The following is a 13,531-nucleotide window of genomic DNA, read 5'->3' on the forward strand; positions in this document are numbered from 1 at the left end:
TGATGATGCCGCCATCTGGGCGATCTGAGCGTAGCAGCTCGTTGGTGTCCGGCCTGTTCACCTGCGGAGTTCCACGTTAATGGCTATCAGTGTTTTCGACCTGTTCAAGATCGGCATCGGGCCTTCTAGTTCTCATACCGTCGGCCCCATGCGCGCCGCGGCGTTGTTCGTTCAAGGGTTGCGTGAACGTGATCTGTTGGAACAAGTGCGGCGCGTCGAAGTTCAGCTGTATGGCTCGCTGTCGGCCACCGGCATCGGCCATGGCAGCGACACCGCGACCATCATGGGCCTGATGGGCGAATGGCCGGACGCCATCGACCCTTCGCAGATCGGCCAACGCATCCACACCCTGCGCGAGACCGACACCCTGCTGCTCGACGGGCGCTTGTCGGTACCGTTTGTCTGGGCCAGGGACATGCGCCTGCTCGACGAAAACCTGCCGTTCCATCCCAACGCCATGACCCTGGTGGTGTCGGGTGACAACGGCGAGCTGCACCGCGACACCTACTATTCGGTGGGTGGCGGTTTTGTGGTGGATGAAGCCCAGGCGCAAAGCGGCGTGGCCGATATGGACCGCACCGAATTGCCTTACGACTTTTCCAGCGCGGTGGAGCTGTTGCAGCTGTGCAAGACCCACAACCTGCGCGTGGCCGAGTTGATGATGGCCAACGAGAAGGTCTGGCGCTCTGAAGATGAAATCCGCAGCGGCCTGATGAAACTCTGGCGCGCCATGCAGGATTGCGTGGAACAGGGTCTCAAGCACGAAGGCATCCTGCCCGGCGGCCTCAACGTGCGCCGGCGTGCCGCCAAGTTGCACCGCAGCCTGCAGGAGTTGAACAAGCCCAATGTGATTGGTTCGACCCTGAGTGCCATGGAATGGGTCAACCTGTTCGCCCTGGCGGTGAACGAAGAAAACGCCGCCGGTGGACGCATGGTCACGGCGCCCACCAACGGCGCTGCCGGGATTATCCCGGCGGTGCTGCATTACTTCATGAAATTCAGCGAAGAAGTCACCGAGGCCAATGTGGTCGACTACCTGCTCGGTGCGGCGGCGGTGGGCATTCTGTGCAAGAAGAACGCCTCGATCTCCGGCGCCGAAGTCGGCTGCCAGGGCGAAGTGGGCTCTGCCTGCGCCATGGCCGCCGCCGGGCTGGCCGAGATCCTCGGCGCCACGCCGGAGCAACTGTGCAATGCTGCCGAAATCGGCCTGGAACACAACCTGGGGCTGACCTGCGACCCGGTGGGCGGCTTGGTGCAGGTGCCGTGCATCGAGCGCAACGCAATCGCGGCGGTGAAGGCGATCAACGCGGCGCAAATGGCGCTGCGCGGCGACGGCCAGCACTTTATCTCTCTGGACCGGGTGATCCGCACCATGCGCGATACCGGGGCGGACATGCATGACAAGTACAAAGAGACATCGCGCGGTGGGTTGGCGGTCAGCGCGGTGGAGTGCTGAGACCGCGTTGCCTGCATCGGGGGCAAGCCCCCTCCCACATTTGGATTGGTGAACACAGTCAAAGGTGGGAGGGGGCTCGCCCCCGATAGCAATCATCCAGGCGCCGCTGCGCAAAAAGTGAACACCCCAACCAAAAGCGCCACCTTTTAGCGCGTCGCAAATAGATAAGTAGCTTGCGAACGATTTTCGACCTGACCACTGACCTCCCGCGCTTTGGGTGACAGACTTCTCCCACACCCGCAAAGCGCCTTCCCACAAGTGCTACCGATCTGCTCACACACCTTGCCCGGGCGTGTTCCTACGGCCAATTCCAGCCATAACTGTACGTGCGGCGCGGGCTTATTTAGACGCGTCATGAGGTCGTTTTTAGGAGTTATTGGACGGCCATTCAAATTTAGGCATGGCATTTGCTCTATCAATTCAAAGCCTCTCTCCTCGCCGGATGAAGAGCGCAATAACAAGAGCCTCGCCTGAGGCCATCACCCGCTTTGTGTGAGGAGATACCGCGATGACGTCGTTCAACTCCGGGGCCCAACCCCAGAACCGTGCGCCTCAATCCATCGGCTTTTTGCTGCTGGACAATTTCACGCTGATTTCCCTGGCCTCCGCAGTCGAACCGCTGCGCATGGCCAACCAGCTCTCCGGCCGCGAGCTGTATCGCTGGACGACCTTGAGCGTCGATGGAAACCAGGTGTGGGCCAGCGACGGTCTGCAAATCACTCCCGATGCTTCCATGCACAAAGCGCCCGCCCTGGATACCGTGATCGTGTGCGGGGGGGTGGGTATCCAGCGTACCGTGACCCGTGAACATGTGTCGTGGCTGCAAAGCCAGGCACGCCAATCGCGCCGCTTGGGCGCGGTATGCACCGGCAGTTGGGCCTTGGCTTGCGCCGGTCTGCTCGACGGTTTTGATTGCAGCGTGCATTGGGAATGCCTGGCTTCGATGCAGGAAGCCTTCCCCCGCGTGGCCATGAGCACACGCCTGTTTACCCTCGACCGCAACCGCTTCACCAGCTCGGGCGGCACCGCGCCGCTGGACATGATGCTGCACCTGATCAGCCGCGATCACGGTCGCGAACTGTCGGCCGCCATCTCCGAGATGTTTGTGTACGAACGCATCCGCAACGAGCAAGACCACCAGCGCGTGCCGCTCAAGCACATGCTCGGCACCAACCAGCCGAAGCTTCAGGAAATCGTCGCGCTGATGGAAGCCAACCTGGAAGAACCGATCGACCTGGATGAACTGGCGGTATACGTCGCCGTCTCACGTCGCCAGTTGGAGCGGTTGTTCCAGAAGTACCTGCATTGCTCGCCGTCGCGTTACTACCTAAAGCTGCGCCTGATCCGTGCACGGCAGTTGCTCAAGCAAACGCCGATGTCGATCATCGAAGTGGCGTCGGTGTGCGGGTTTGTGTCCACGCCACACTTCTCCAAGTGCTACCGCGAATATTTCGGCATTCCGCCACGGGATGAACGCGTCGGCTCCAACACCACCCAACAGGTGGCGATGATGCCAATTCCACAGGCGCTGGTGTTGTCGCCGTTGTCGGGGCCGATGTCGGCGTTGAGTCAGGCGCGCAATGAGTCGACGTTTGCCAGCGTAAGGCTCTAGACCGAGGTTTCTGCATCGGGGGCAAGCCCCCTCCCACATTTGGATGGGTGAACACAGTCAAAGGTGGAAGGGGGCTTGCCCCCGATAGCAATCTAATCAGGCGCCAGAGTTCTGCTTGAACTGCACCAGTGCCGGCAACAACTGCTTGTCGATTGCCTGGCGCACGGCCGGCAGAATCGTCGCACTGCCGGTGTACATCTGCTCCACCATGCCCTTGAGCGCCTTGGCCCGTGCCTCGCTCAAGCCGCGCACCGCGCACTCGCAGGCCTGCTCGGCAGTGGCGCCGCTGGACACTTCGAAACCCAGCGAGCGCAGTTGGCCCAGCAGGTCATCCTGGTCAATCAAATCCGCGTGCATCATGACGTTTATCCTGGTGAGGTGAACGGGGTCTGACTGGGATTCTGGTAGCCACCCAAGGGGGCGGCAAGCGCAGATTGTACGAATGCCTCAGATGGCTATGAGCATGTCGTTTTCGGGCCATTTACCGGCGGCGGTAATGGGCACACTGAGTACCAGCAAACAGCTTGAAGGTTTGGTCACCCTCGAGATGTCACGCTCACACAAGGCCCTCTGCCTCGATCCAGTCACGGCTGGATCGGGGCTTTTTTGTGGGAGCGGGCTTGCTCGCGAAAGGCGCGCTACGGTCTACCGTTGCAACACCAAAATGCGCGAGAGCAACTCATCCCTATCGATATAACACCCTTGAAAATGCCGAGCCCCGGAAGCCGGGTCAAAAGCATGACGCGCATGCAACGTGCGGCGGTTATCGAAGCCCCACAGCTCACCGGGGTTCAGGCGCTGCACCACACGAAAGCGATCTTCCCGCGTCATCGCGATAAAGCGCCGATAGGCGCGATACAGCAACGGCATCTGTTCCACACTCGTCTCAAACGGCCCGCGTAGAAAATTGGCCATGCGGATCTCCGCGATATCGCCCAAGGCATCCAGCGCAATGATCGGCGCCAACTGGCGGTAGTCGCTGTGACGGTCCTTGTTGCGAAACTCCACCGGGATGTCGCACAGAGCCAGGAACGCTTCGGGGTCTTCGGTACGCAGGGCGCAGGCGATGGCAAACCCATCGACAAAAATACTTTCGCCACCGTCGGCATCGTTCACCAGGCAATGCAAAAACTGCAGGCCCGGTTGCAGCTCCCGCGTGGGCAAGTCACTGTGCAACGGCAGGTTGAAGGCGGTGTAGGCATTGCTGTCGGCATCGGCCTTGGATTGCACGTTGAACAGCACGCCGAAGTTGCTCTCGCGGATGAATGAAATGCGCTTGGCGACCAGCGCCAGGGCGCCGGGCTCGGTGGGCACGCCGCGGATTTGCGTGAGGCCGCAGTCACGTAGCGCCAGCAGCCACTGCAACAATGCGTGGGGGTCTTGCATGACCGCTGAATAGTCGAACACCGGCAGTTGGAAGCGGCTGTCCCACAGCTGGGGTTTGGGCTTCGCCGCCCAGCGTTCGGCGCGGGACTCATCGTCGTAGGCATGCGTCCGCAGCCAGCCGGGGTCGTACTGGCTGCGGTGGCCGCCGCTCCATTGCACGCTCAACAAGCCTTGATCGATGCATGCGTCGACAGCGCTGAGGTGCTCGTCCACATCGACAATCTCCAGCACCTGCTCGCGGGTCACGCTGTACACGCATTCCGCGCAGGGGCAGTTGTCCCGCAGCCACTGATGATGAAACGGGCTGACCCGCCCATCGGCCCATTGCACACGAATCTGATCATTTAGCACCCGCACCTGCGCAAGGTCGCAGATCTTCGGGTAGGTACGGAAATCGGCAACAGCGGCGGCGGTTTGCATGGTGTCTCCTTATTGTTTTTTGGGTGGCAGTCCAATCACTCGGCCGAGCAGGGCGGGGCGAGGCAGGTCAGCCTGCTGGGCGCTGATGGCAGTGAGTCTTTCCAACGTGGCATCGGTGAACGGCGCGGCATGCGGACCGGCCAGGTCAACATGCAACAGCATCTGTTCGTTGCCCGCAAGTTCCTTCTCATCCCCCACCAAGTGCAGGCTGTGATAGAGGTGCAGGCGCTTGGCGTCATGGGCGATCAGTTGGGTATGCACCTCCACGTCGGCGCCGAGTTTCACTTCGTGCAGGTAGTTCAGGTGCAGCTCCAGGGTGAACAGCGAATGGCCGCTGGCTTCGCGGTTTTCACTGTTCAGCCCGAGGATGTCCATCAGCGCGTCGGTGGCGTAGCTGAAGATCAGCAGGTAGAACGCGTCGCGCAGATGGCCGTTGTAGTCCACCCAGTCGGGGTGGACCTGGGTGGTGTAAGTGGTGAGTGCGGGCATGTCAGGGGTTCCGTTATTCAGCGAAGGTCATGCCGTGCTTGGCCTTGGTGGTTTTCACCGCTTCCAGCACCGCCAGCAGGCAATCATCACGATAGCGCTCCAGCGCCGAAATGCTGTGCTTGCCCAACTGGTCGCTGGTGCCGTCGACCACGTCGTCGATCAGCTTGTCGGTCAGTTCCGGCGCCGGCAGGTAGGTCCACGGCAATTGCAGTGCCGGGCCGAACTGCGCCATGAAGTGCCGCATGCCGGCATCGCCGCCCGCCAGGGTGTAGGTGAGGAACGTGCCCATGAACGACCAGCGCAGGCCGGCGCCAAAACGGATTGCGTCATCGATCTCGCCGGTGGTCGCCACGCCATCATTGACCAGGTGCAGTGCTTCACGCCACAACGCTTCGAGCAGGCGATCGGCGATGAACCCCGGGACTTCCTTGCGCACATGCAGCGGGCGCATACCGAGGGATTCATACACCTTGATCGCGGCCTGGATGGCTTCTGGCGCGGTGTTCTTGCCGCCAACCACTTCCACCAGCGGCAACAGGTAAACCGGGTTGAACGGGTGGCCGACCACACAGCGTTCCGGGTGGGTCGAACCTTCGTAGAACTCACTCGGCAACAGGCCCGAGGTGCTTGAACCGATCAACGCATTCGGCTTGGCTGCCGCACTGATCTTGCTGTGCAGGTCCAGCTTCAGCTCCAGGCGTTCCGGGGCGCTTTCCTGGATGAAGTCGGCGTCTTTCACGCATTCTTCAATGGTGGCGACAAAGCGCAGGCGCTCTTGCGACGCACCCGGCGCCAGCCCTTGTTTCTCCAGGGCGCCCCAGGCGTTGGCGACGCGCTTGCGCAGCGCAGCTTCGGCACCAGGTGCCGGGTCCCAGGCGACCACATCCAGGCCATGGGCCAGCGCGCGGGACACCCAGCCGCTGCCGATGACACCGCTGCCGAGGGCGGCGAAGGTTTTGATTTCGGTGATAAAGCTCATGGCAAATTCCTATGGATTTCGGTGGTCCAGTGTGGGAGGGGGCTTGCCCCCGATAGCGGTGTGTCAGTCGATACATTCGGTACTGATGCACCGTAATCGGGGGCAAGCCCCCTCCCACATTTTTTGATTAGCGGCGTTTGGTGAGGCCCATTTTTATGCGTCCTTCGGCGGGGGTCATGACCCGTGCGCCGAGGCGGCTGAGGATTTCACTGGCCCGTTCCACCAACTGGCCGTTGGTCGCAAGCACACCCTTGTCCAGCCACAGGTTGTCTTCCAGACCGACCCGCACGTTGCCGCCCAGCAGCACCGCTTGCGCCGCCATCGGCATTTGCATGCGGCCAATCCCAAAGCCGGCCCACACGGCGTCGGCGGGCAGGTTGTCGACCATGGCTTTCATGGTGGTAGTGTCGGCCGGTGCGCCCCACGGGATGCCCAGGCACAGCTGGAACAGCGGGTTGTCGAGCAGGCCTTCCTTGATCATCTGTTTGGCGAACCACAGGTGACCGGTGTCGAAGATCTCCAGCTCGGCCTTTACGCCCAGCTCCTGGATGCGTTTGGCACCCGCCCGCAGTTGGGCCGGGGTGGACACGTAAATGGTGTCGCCATCGCCGAAGTTCAGGGTGCCGCAGTCCAGGGTGCAGATTTCCGGCAGCAGTTCTTCGACGTGGGCCAAGCGGGTCAGCGGGCCGACCAGGTCGGTGTTGGGGCCGAATTCCATCGGGTTCTCGCCGCCACCGATCTCCAGGTCGCCGCCCATGCCGGCAGTGAGGTTGACGATGATGTCGATGTCGGCCTCGCGGATACGCTCCATCACTTCGCGATACAAGGCGACGTCACGGCTGAACTTGCCGGTGTGCGGGTCGCGCACGTGGCAGTGCACAACGGTCGCGCCCGCTTTGGCGGCTTCCACGGCGGCGGCGGCGATTTGTTTGGGGGTGACCGGCACGTGTGGGCTTTTGCTGGTCGTGTCGCCAGCACCGGTGAGTGCGCAGGTGATGATGACGTCGTGGTTCATGAGGCAGGTTCCTTACAAGCGGGCGTAGGGGTGCCGTGCGCAGCCGGGAGTGGCTGCGACACGGTGATTCGAATCAGGTTATTTGCTGGTCAATTGCAGGTTGGCCGCCGCCGGTTTGCCGTCGAAGGTGGTCACACCTTCCAGCCAGCGGGCCTGGTCTTGCGGGTGATCCTTGAGCCATTGCCTGGCGGACTCGATAGGGTCCTTGTGATCCAGCAGCGGCTGCATCATCCGGCTCTCGTCGGCGGCGGTGAAGGTCAGGTTGGTCAGCAGTTTGTGCACGTTGGGGCATTGTTCTGCGTAGTTCGGTGCGGTGACGCTCCACACGGTGGCCATGCCTTCGTTCGGCCCCAGGGCGTCGTCGCTGCCGGTGAGGTAGGTCATGGCGACGTTGACGTTCATCGGGTGCGGCGCCCAGCCGAAGAACACTACGGCTTCCTTGCGGCGCACGGCGCGGTCGACGGCGGCGAGCATGCCGGCTTCACTGGACTCGACCAGCTGGAATTTGCCGAGGCCGAACTGGTTCTTGGCGATCATCGCCTTGATCTGGGTGTTGGCGCCCGAGCCTGGCTCGATGCCGTAGATCTTGCCGCCCAGTTCTTTCTCGAACCTGGCGATGTCGGCAAAGGTTTTCAGGCCTTTGTCTGCCAGGTAGGTAGGCACGGCGAGGGTGGCACGGGCGTCTTCCAGGCTGGGCTTGTCGAGCACCTTGACTTGCTTGGCGTCGACGAACGGCGTGATGGTCTGGGTCATCAGTGGGTTCCAGTAGCCCAGGAACAGGTCCAGCCGCTGGTCGCGGATACCGGCGAAGATGATTTGCTGGGAGGCGCTGGTCTGTTTGGTCTTGTAGCCGAGGCCGTCGAGCAACACTTGGGTCATGGCGCTGGTGGCGATTACGTCGGTCCAGTTCACCACGCCCATGCGCACGTTCTGGCAGGATGCCGCGTCGGCAGCCAGTACGTTCGTGCTCAAGATGGCGCTGGCGCTGAGTGCGAGCACGCAGCGGCTGATCAGTCGGTTCATGGTGGATCCCTCGGCAGGTCGTTATTGTGGGGTCCGGCGTCTTTGTGCGCCGTGGGATCAAATTACGCAGCTTGAGGGCCGACAAAACGCACGGCGGCGACCAGCTCTTGCACTGCAGCGACCTGTGCTCTTGAATGGCTCGTTGAACTGGCGTATCACAGTGAGCACGCTGCCCGTCCTACGAGAGCGCACCATGTCCCAGGATTTCTACTTTCTGCTGATGCCAGGCTTCTCGGCCATCGGCTTTATCTCTGCGCTGGAACCGTTGCGGGTGGCCAACCGCTTTCGTGGCGAGCTTTACCGCTGGCATGTATTGAGTGCCGATGGCGGCGCGGTATTGGCGAGCAATGGCATGTCGGTCAACGCTGACGCCGCGCTGGAACCGTTGAAAAAGGGCGCGACGTTATTGGTGGTGGCGGGCTTCGAGCCGCTGCAGTTCGCCACGCCTGCGCTGGAGCACTGGCTACGGCGCCTTGACCATGATGGCGTGATCCTCGGCGCCATCGACACCGGCGCTTGTGTGCTCGCCGAAGCCGGGCTGCTCGACGGCCACCGCCTCACCCTGCACTGGGAAGCCATCGACGCGTTCAAGGAATCCTATCCGCACCTGATGGTCACCCAGGAACTGTTCGAAATCGACCGCCGTCGCATCACCTGCGCTGGCGGCACCGCTTCCATCGACCTGATGCTCGACTTGATTGCCCAGGCCCACGGCCCCGAACTGGCGATCCAGGTCTCCGAACAATTCGTGCTCGGCCGCATCCGCCCACGCAAAGACCACCAGCGCATGCAGATCGCCACGCGCTACGGCATCAACAACAAGAAACTGGTGCAGGTGATCGGCGAAATGGAGCAACACACCGAGCCGCCGCTGAGCACCTTGGCCCTGGCCGAGGCGATCAAAGTCACCCGGCGCCAGTTGGAGCGGCTGTTCCGCCTGCACCTGAACGACACCCCGAGCAATTTCTACTTGGGCCTGCGCCTGGAAAAAGCCCGACAGCTCTTACGCCAAAGCGGTATGAGCGTTTTGGAGGTAGGTATTGCGTGCGGGTTCGAGTCGCCGTCGTACTTCACCCGCAGTTATCGCGCGCGGTTTGCGAAGTGTCCGAGGGAGGATCGGCGACGGGAGGTGGTGTAATGGCCAATTATAGTAAATTATACTCGCGACTATAATTTATAGTCCTTTCCATAATTGAGTATAAAACCATGTCCAAGCACAGCGGCTTTGTATTCCGCCGCCCCACCCTGGCCAGCAGTATTGCTGACGGCCTGGTGGGCGCCGGCATTCAGGATTTCACCTCTGGCCTGTTTCTCGCGGCGCCGCGTCGTACGGGCAAAAGTACTTTTTTGCGTGAGGATCTGATCCCGGAGTGCCAGCTTCGGGGTTGGCTTACCGTGTATGTCGATCTGTGGGCCGACAAAGAGAAAGATCCCGCGGAGTTGATTGCCAGTGCTATTGCTGCCGCGCTGGTGCCCTATGAAAAGGGCATTCGCAAGCTGGCCAAGCACATTGGAATCGAGAAACTGAGCTTTCTGCGTACCCTGTCCTGGGACTTCAGCAAGCCTCAATTGCCGGTTGGCGCGACGTTGACCCAGGCCTTGGAGTTGCTCCACCGCGCAGCGGAAAAACCTGTCGTCCTGGTGATTGACGAGGCTCAGCACGCTTTGACCAGCGATTCAGGCATCAATGCGATGTTCGCGCTCAAGGCTGCCCGGGATCAGCTCAACCAAGGCCGTGACGAGGACGGCAGCGGTTTGCATCTGGTATTCACCGGCTCCAATCGCGACAAGCTGGCTCACTTGGTACTGGGTAAAAGCCAGCCGTTCTTCGGCTCCAGCATCACGCCGTTCCCGCTGCTGGGTAAAGAGTTCACCCAGGCCTACACCGCGCACCTCAACGCGCACCTGGCCAAGACCAACCAATTCAACGCCGCCGATATTGATGAAGCCTTTGAGCTGGTAGGCCGGCGCCCCGAGATGTTGCGCACGATCATCGGTGAAGTGGCGCTGGAGTTGGGCGAAGCCAGCAACCTCGGCCAGTTGCTGCACAGTCGTGCCGAACTGCTGCGTGCCGGTGTGTGGACCGAATTCGAAAGCGCCTGGAACAACCTCACCATCCCCCAGCGCGCCGTACTGCAAGTGATGGTGGAGCGCTCGCAAAACAACGAACCCTTCGCGCCGTTCACCGACAGCACCGTAACGGCGGTCAGCAAGGCGCTGGAGGACATGGGCAGCGACGTGGTGCCGGGCACCCAGACGATTCAGGCCTGTATCGATGCCCTGCGCGACAAGGAACTGGTGTGGAAGTCGAGCCGGGGAGGGTATGCCCTGGAGGACAAAACCTTCGGCGACTGGCTGCGCAACAAGCGCTGACATGTGGGAGGGGGCTTGCCCCCGATGACAGGCTGTCAGTTGATACAACTTCGGCTGACCCACCGCTATCGGGGGCAAGCCCCTCCCACAGTAGATTAATGATGTGGCCTATTTCTTCAGCAGCGCCGAACACGCTGCTTTGTACGCTTCATGCTGGTATTTGTTCAGCGTCGCCGGCAGTTCGAAGTTGTGCTTCTTGTTCTGCGCATTAAGGGTCTGCGGCGACAGCAAGGTCACCTCAACCCCGTCCAGCAGCTGGAACACCCCTTCAATCTTGAACGTGGTCGGGCCACCGGCGAACTCGCCTTTCTTGCTGCGCTTCTTGATCGCGATACGCTCGATGGCGTTTTCCTGCACAAATGCCTTTACCTGTGCGGCGAAGGCTTTGACGTTGGCGGCCTCGTCATCGTCTTCCAGGGCAATTTTCTTGGTCGCCAGGGCGACGTGGGCCAGCGTCTGGTTGTCCAGTGAGGCGACGGCGATGATGGCTTCGCTGCCTTTGATTTCGATGCCGCAAGTCTTCATGAATAGCCTTGGTTCAGAGTAAAAGTGGCGGAGATTGTCGCTTATTCCTGCCCAATCGACTCCAAAAACTCCGACCGCTCATCACTCATCCGCGCCAGGCAGTCGTTCTGTGCGATCGCGTAGGCCTTGGTGCCGGTCACCGCCGGAAAGGTGTCCACCGCGCAATCAGCGTCACGCAATTTTTCCCACTTTTGCTGGGCATCCTTCAGACGAGCGGTAATGTCCGCCAGCTTGGTCTTGTCGCTGCCGTAGGTCGACGCCATGCGTTCGAGCAGGCCCTGGTAGTTATCCTTGAGCAGCTGTTCAGCAGTGGTTTTGTTATAGGTGGCGCATTCCAGGGTTTGCTTGTCGTTTTCGATGCCGTCGCACGGCGTGCTGTCGGTGTCTTCAGCCGCGTGAACGCCGGTTGCGATGAGTGCCAAAGCCAGGAAAATCGATTTCATTGCGCCGTCTCATATCAGTTGATGCCCGAATTCTGGCTCAAGCGTAAGACAAAGAACAGCCGCGAGTCAGACCTCTCTTGGTAGCCTTTGTCGCGGATTGACGCTTTCGGCAATTCCCCTGTCGTTTTTGCACCCGGCTCTGTCGGCCCCTGGGCATATGCTGGCCCCAAAGCGCCGGCAGACGATTCGGCGCATGAATCGCCAATAAGGGGACGCCTGATGAGCCCAGCCGAATTGCACGCCGACAGCATCGTTATCGACGGGCTGATTATTGCCAAGTGGAACCGCGACCTGTTCGAGGACATGCGCAAAGGGGGGCTCACCGCCGCCAACTGCACGGTGTCGGTGTGGGAAGGGTTCCAGGCCACCATCAACAATATCGTGGCCAGCCAGACCCTGATCCGTGAGAACAGCGACCTGGTGATCCCGGTGAAAACCACTGCGGACATCCGCAAAGCCAAGGAACAGGGCAAGACCGGCATCATCTTCGGCTTCCAGAACGCCCATGCCTTCGAAGACCAACTCGGCTACGTCGAGATCTTCAAGCAGCTCGGCGTCGGTGTAGTGCAGATGTGCTACAACACCCAGAACCTGGTCGGCACCGGTTGCTACGAGCGCGACGGCGGCCTGTCGGGCTTCGGTCGCGAGATCGTCGCCGAGATGAACCGTGTCGGCATCATGTGCGACCTGTCCCACGTGGGCTCCAAGACGTCCGAAGAAGTCATCCTCGAATCGAAAAAGCCGGTGTGCTATTCCCACTGCCTGCCGTCGGGCCTTAAAGAACACCCGCGCAACAAGTCCGATGAAGAGCTGAAGTTCATCGCCGATCACGGGGGGTTTGTCGGTGTGACCATGTTCGCGCCGTTCCTGGCCAAGGGCATCGATTCGACCATCGACGACTACGCCGAAGCCATCGAATACACCATGAACATCGTCGGTGAAGACGCCATCGGCATTGGCACCGACTTCACCCAGGGCCATGGCCAGGATTTCTTCGAAATGCTGACCCATGACAAGGGCTACGCCCGCCGCCTGACCAGCTTCGGCAAGATCATCAACCCGCTGGGCATCCGCACCGTGGGCGAGTTCCCCAACCTCACCGAGACCCTGCTCAAGCGCGGCCACCCTGAGCGCGTGGTGCGCAAGATCATGGGCGAGAACTGGGTCAACGTCCTCAAGGACGTCTGGGGCGAATAAGCCACCGCTAACGCATCTTCTCCCCGGCCATCCGCGCCGGGGCACTACACAAGAATTTTCTGGAGTTAAGTTTCCATGGCCAAGATCGCCCCGCAATTGCCTATCGAAGTCGACAGCGAAACCGGTGTCTGGACCTCCGACGCCCTGCCGATGCTGTACGTGCCACGCCATTTCTTCGTCAACAACCACATAGGCATCGAAGAAGTGCTGGGCGCCGAGGCCTATGCCGAGATCCTCTACAAGGCCGGCTACAAATCCGCCTGGCACTGGTGCGAGAAAGAAGCCGAATGCCACGGCCTGGAAGGCGTCGCGGTGTTCGAGCACTACATGAAGCGTCTGTCGCAACGTGGCTGGGGCCTGTTCAAGATCCAGGACATCGACCTCGACAAAGGCACCGCCAGCGTCAAGCTCGAACACTCGGCGTTTGTCTACGTGTACGGCAAGGTCGGGCGCAAGGTCGACTACATGTTCACCGGCTGGTTTGCCGGTGCCATGGACCAGATTCTTGAGGCCCGAGGCAGCAAGATCCGCACTGTGGCCGAACAAGTCTACGGAGGCTCCGAAGAGGGCCACGATGACGGCCTGTTCACCGTCAAGCCGTTGTAAGCCGAGG

General features: G+C 61.0%; 14 protein-coding genes. 6 read left to right on the plus strand and 8 right to left on the minus strand.

The window, feature by feature from the left end; all coding sequences use genetic code 11:
* Nucleotides 1-79: 79 nt before the first annotated feature.
* Nucleotides 80-1,456 carry an L-serine ammonia-lyase gene (locus BM017_RS06665; RefSeq protein WP_092242115.1) on the plus strand — a complete coding sequence of 459 codons (1,377 nt, stop codon included), beginning with the start codon at nucleotides 80-82 and terminating at the stop codon, nucleotides 1,454-1,456.
* A 508-nt stretch (nucleotides 1,457-1,964) separates the two neighbouring features.
* Nucleotides 1,965-3,068, plus strand: a complete 1,104-nt coding sequence (locus BM017_RS06670; RefSeq protein WP_005792167.1) for a choline metabolism transcriptional regulator GbdR — start codon at nucleotides 1,965-1,967, stop codon at nucleotides 3,066-3,068.
* Nucleotides 3,069-3,164: 96 nt separating this feature from the next.
* Here BM017_RS06670 and BM017_RS06675 read toward each other — a convergent pair whose 3' ends face one another.
* From BM017_RS06675 to BM017_RS06700, 6 genes are all read right to left on the minus strand, one after another.
* Nucleotides 3,165-3,428, minus strand: a complete 264-nt coding sequence (locus tag BM017_RS06675; RefSeq protein WP_010207120.1) for a hypothetical protein — start codon at nucleotides 3,426-3,428, stop codon at nucleotides 3,165-3,167.
* 285 nt (nucleotides 3,429-3,713) lie between these two features.
* Nucleotides 3,714-4,874, minus strand: coding sequence for a gamma-butyrobetaine dioxygenase (locus BM017_RS06680; RefSeq protein WP_092242120.1), 1,161 nt, complete (start codon nucleotides 4,872-4,874; stop codon nucleotides 3,714-3,716).
* A 9-nt stretch (nucleotides 4,875-4,883) separates the two neighbouring features.
* Nucleotides 4,884-5,363 (minus strand): thioesterase family protein, encoded by a 480-nt coding sequence (locus BM017_RS06685; protein ID WP_092242123.1) that lies wholly within the window; start codon nucleotides 5,361-5,363, stop codon nucleotides 4,884-4,886.
* A gap of 13 nt (nucleotides 5,364-5,376) precedes the next feature.
* Complete coding sequence (locus tag BM017_RS06690) at nucleotides 5,377-6,342, minus strand: L-carnitine dehydrogenase (RefSeq protein ID WP_092242126.1); 966 nt, start codon at nucleotides 6,340-6,342, stop codon at nucleotides 5,377-5,379.
* Nucleotides 6,343-6,469: 127 nt separating this feature from the next.
* Nucleotides 6,470-7,357, minus strand: a complete 888-nt coding sequence (locus BM017_RS06695; protein ID WP_092242127.1) for a 3-dehydrocarnitine:acetyl-CoA trimethylamine transferase CdhC — start codon at nucleotides 7,355-7,357, stop codon at nucleotides 6,470-6,472.
* A gap of 78 nt (nucleotides 7,358-7,435) precedes the next feature.
* Nucleotides 7,436-8,380 (minus strand): choline ABC transporter substrate-binding protein, encoded by a 945-nt coding sequence (locus tag BM017_RS06700; RefSeq protein WP_092242128.1) that lies wholly within the window; start codon nucleotides 8,378-8,380, stop codon nucleotides 7,436-7,438.
* A 193-nt stretch (nucleotides 8,381-8,573) separates the two neighbouring features.
* Between BM017_RS06700 and BM017_RS06705 the strand changes: the two genes are divergently transcribed.
* Both BM017_RS06705 and BM017_RS06710 read left to right on the plus strand, forming a co-directional pair.
* The gene (locus BM017_RS06705) at nucleotides 8,574-9,518 is read left to right on the plus strand and encodes a GlxA family transcriptional regulator (RefSeq protein ID WP_092242129.1); all 945 of its coding nucleotides are present in this window, start codon (nucleotides 8,574-8,576) and stop codon (nucleotides 9,516-9,518) included.
* A gap of 68 nt (nucleotides 9,519-9,586) precedes the next feature.
* Nucleotides 9,587-10,753: an AAA family ATPase gene (locus tag BM017_RS06710; protein ID WP_071490302.1), complete on the plus strand. Its 1,167-nt coding sequence runs from the start codon at nucleotides 9,587-9,589 to the stop codon at nucleotides 10,751-10,753.
* A 108-nt stretch (nucleotides 10,754-10,861) separates the two neighbouring features.
* Here the strand turns inward: BM017_RS06710 and BM017_RS06715 are convergent, their stop codons facing one another.
* Both BM017_RS06715 and BM017_RS06720 read right to left on the minus strand, forming a co-directional pair.
* A complete protein-coding gene (locus BM017_RS06715; protein ID WP_092242137.1) occupies nucleotides 10,862-11,278 on the minus strand; it encodes a DUF3010 family protein in 417 nt (138 codons plus the stop codon).
* 41 nt (nucleotides 11,279-11,319) lie between these two features.
* The gene (locus BM017_RS06720; RefSeq protein ID WP_071494402.1) at nucleotides 11,320-11,721 is read right to left on the minus strand and encodes a lysozyme inhibitor LprI family protein; all 402 of its coding nucleotides are present in this window, start codon (nucleotides 11,719-11,721) and stop codon (nucleotides 11,320-11,322) included.
* Nucleotides 11,722-11,940: 219 nt separating this feature from the next.
* Between BM017_RS06720 and BM017_RS06725 the strand changes: the two genes are divergently transcribed.
* Together BM017_RS06725 and BM017_RS06730 are read left to right on the plus strand one after the other, a co-directional pair.
* Nucleotides 11,941-12,918 carry a dipeptidase gene (locus tag BM017_RS06725; protein WP_010207105.1) on the plus strand — a complete coding sequence of 326 codons (978 nt, stop codon included), beginning with the start codon at nucleotides 11,941-11,943 and terminating at the stop codon, nucleotides 12,916-12,918.
* Between the two features lie 75 nt (nucleotides 12,919-12,993).
* Nucleotides 12,994-13,524, plus strand: a complete 531-nt coding sequence (locus tag BM017_RS06730) for a DUF5943 domain-containing protein (protein ID WP_092242140.1) — start codon at nucleotides 12,994-12,996, stop codon at nucleotides 13,522-13,524.
* Nucleotides 13,525-13,531 lie beyond the last annotated feature (7 nt).

The organism is Pseudomonas sp. NFPP04, assembly GCF_900113815.1.
GTDB lineage: Bacteria > Pseudomonadota > Gammaproteobacteria > Pseudomonadales > Pseudomonadaceae > Aquipseudomonas > Aquipseudomonas extremorientalis.

Coding starts and splice junctions, on each gene's coding strand:
- BM017_RS06665 (WP_092242115.1), top strand. CDS start 80: ATGGCTATCAGTGTTTTCGACCTGTTCAAGATCGGCATCGGGCCTTCT.
- BM017_RS06670 (WP_005792167.1), top strand. CDS start 1,965: ATGACGTCGTTCAACTCCGGGGCCCAACCCCAGAACCGTGCGCCTCAA.
- BM017_RS06675 (WP_010207120.1), bottom strand. CDS start 3,428: ATGATGCACGCGGATTTGATTGACCAGGATGACCTGCTGGGCCAACTG.
- BM017_RS06680 (WP_092242120.1), bottom strand. CDS start 4,874: ATGCAAACCGCCGCCGCTGTTGCCGATTTCCGTACCTACCCGAAGATC.
- BM017_RS06685 (WP_092242123.1), bottom strand. CDS start 5,363: ATGCCCGCACTCACCACTTACACCACCCAGGTCCACCCCGACTGGGTG.
- BM017_RS06690 (WP_092242126.1), bottom strand. CDS start 6,342: ATGAGCTTTATCACCGAAATCAAAACCTTCGCCGCCCTCGGCAGCGGT.
- BM017_RS06695 (WP_092242127.1), bottom strand. CDS start 7,357: ATGAACCACGACGTCATCATCACCTGCGCACTCACCGGTGCTGGCGAC.
- BM017_RS06700 (WP_092242128.1), bottom strand. CDS start 8,380: ATGAACCGACTGATCAGCCGCTGCGTGCTCGCACTCAGCGCCAGCGCC.
- BM017_RS06705 (WP_092242129.1), top strand. CDS start 8,574: ATGTCCCAGGATTTCTACTTTCTGCTGATGCCAGGCTTCTCGGCCATC.
- BM017_RS06710 (WP_071490302.1), top strand. CDS start 9,587: ATGTCCAAGCACAGCGGCTTTGTATTCCGCCGCCCCACCCTGGCCAGC.
- BM017_RS06715 (WP_092242137.1), bottom strand. CDS start 11,278: ATGAAGACTTGCGGCATCGAAATCAAAGGCAGCGAAGCCATCATCGCC.
- BM017_RS06720 (WP_071494402.1), bottom strand. CDS start 11,721: ATGAAATCGATTTTCCTGGCTTTGGCACTCATCGCAACCGGCGTTCAC.
- BM017_RS06725 (WP_010207105.1), top strand. CDS start 11,941: ATGAGCCCAGCCGAATTGCACGCCGACAGCATCGTTATCGACGGGCTG.
- BM017_RS06730 (WP_092242140.1), top strand. CDS start 12,994: ATGGCCAAGATCGCCCCGCAATTGCCTATCGAAGTCGACAGCGAAACC.